The sequence below is a fragment of the Bacillus sp. AFS001701 genome (assembly GCF_002559405.1).
In the GTDB taxonomy this organism is placed as follows: Bacteria; Bacillota; Bacilli; order Bacillales; family Bacillaceae_G; genus Gottfriedia.
In genome coordinates this window covers 1-1,693 of record NZ_NTZO01000641.1, presented here as the reverse complement: position 1 = coordinate 1,693, position 1,693 = coordinate 1, and the positions used below count along the sequence as shown (strand labels likewise).

Annotated in this window: 2 protein-coding genes and 1 pseudogene; 2 read left to right on the top strand and 1 reads right to left on the bottom strand. The window is 30.7% G+C overall.

Features of this window, described 5'->3' with window-relative positions:
- Positions 1-325 precede the first annotated feature (325 nt).
- Both CN514_RS24290 and CN514_RS26700 read left to right on the top strand, forming a co-directional pair.
- Positions 326-838: a methylated-DNA--[protein]-cysteine S-methyltransferase gene (locus tag CN514_RS24290; protein WP_098234765.1), complete on the top strand. Its 513-nt coding sequence runs from the start codon at positions 326-328 to the stop codon at positions 836-838.
- A gap of 18 nt (positions 839-856) precedes the next feature.
- Positions 857-973 (top strand): annotated as a pseudogene (locus tag CN514_RS26700) (radical SAM protein); the annotation flags it as partial.
- A gap of 421 nt (positions 974-1,394) precedes the next feature.
- Here the strand turns inward: CN514_RS26700 and CN514_RS26035 are convergent.
- Positions 1,395-1,571 (bottom strand): hypothetical protein, encoded by a 177-nt coding sequence (locus CN514_RS26035; protein WP_176522505.1) that lies wholly within the window; start codon positions 1,569-1,571, stop codon positions 1,395-1,397.
- Between the last annotated feature and the right edge of the window lie 122 nt (positions 1,572-1,693).

The window sequence follows — 1,693 nt, the reverse complement described above, 5'->3', positions numbered from 1 at the left end:
AATACCCTAACTGGTATGGGTAATTTATTATTTTATTTGCGATTTTTTTGAATTTAATTGCAGTTTAGCTAATTTTATTTGCTATTCTCTAATTTTAAATGCAGTATACTTTTATTTGCACAGATAGTCTCCCTTATTGCAGTTCAACAGGACATATTTGCAGTTCTCAAGACATTTTTTACAGAGTTCTCAAAGACTTTATTCGCAGTTCAATCTAAAATCTTTTTCATATTCTTGCTCTTTCATTCTAATAACAGTCCATTTTTCTTAATTAAGTCTATAATAAAATTTAAATAAGACCATAAAGAGCAAAGGATGATTTAAATTGCATTTAACTGAAAAATTATATTGGACCTTAATTGAACATAAAGAATGGAAGATTCATATTGTTGCAACAATAAAAGGGCTATGTTTCGTAGGCTCACAATGTGGAACAATTCAAGAATTACTTTTATTTAAAGATAAATACTTTTTTAGATTTGAAATGATAGAAGATGAGACAATAATAGAAGCTTATAAAAAAGAGATAATTGAATTTTTAGAGGGCGAGCGGACTAATTTTAAAAGTAGACTTGATTTTCGTGGTACAGCTTTTCAAAATTCAGTTTGGAGTGCGCTATGCTCAATCGGTTATGGAGAAACTAAAACTTATTCCGACATTGCTAGCTACCTAAATAAGCCAAAAGCTGTTCGAGCAGTTGGGAGAGCAATTGGGGCAAATCCACTATTGATCATAATTCCTTGCCATCGCGTAATTGGAAAAGATGGAACACTAACAGGCTACCGTGGTGGTTTAGAAATGAAGAATAGCCTTTTAAAAATTGAAACTAGAAACTAAAAATTAGGAGGTGTTTGGATGAAAAGTGAAATATTTTATAAAAATCCAAAAATCATTCTAAATAAAGGTACAGGTTATCTCTCAGGATATACTCACTCTTTAAATCCTTATACTGGCTGTTCATTAAAATGTTCCAGGGTGAAATCATACAAAATACTGAATTATCGAAAGATCCATTTAAAATTTTTATCAAAATGAAAGCATTGATGTAGGCATTTCAGATGTTATAGGAGATATATTATTATTTATTATTGATTTATTTCCGTGGTATATAAAAAAGCTGTTTATGATGCTACTTTCATTGGGTTTATGCATATTTTGTATCTGTTATTTTATTTATGCGTAACGGATTGTTTATACAACTAAAGCATGCGTTTGTTGAACAACATGGTTAGCTTTTACTCGATTTTTTTATTGTGCTAATGGTAGTTTAGTTGAAGAATCTGTGTAATACTTCTTCAACGAATTTGTAAATGGGGCGATTAGAAGATGAACTATTGGTTGAGGTTTATGAACGGGCTGGGTAATTAATTTTAGAAGAAACAAAAGAGCATCTTTAATGAATGCTCTTTAACTGTGTCACGATTTCATTGTGTTCTTTGATTAATTTCTTTAACTGTTCTGCCAACTGAGGATCGTGTTTTTTCTCTAAGATGGTTTTAGCAATGTCGATCGCTTCGCGCGTCTTACCTAATTCCTTTTTTAACTTTTCGACTGCATTCAATTTTGCCATGTCGTGCACCTTCTTAGCTCATTTATTTTGATATATCGTTCGTAAGTAGTTGCCTTTACATACTAACAAATTAAACAGATGTACACAAATAATCAATAGAATATCAAATAAAAAATGCCTAA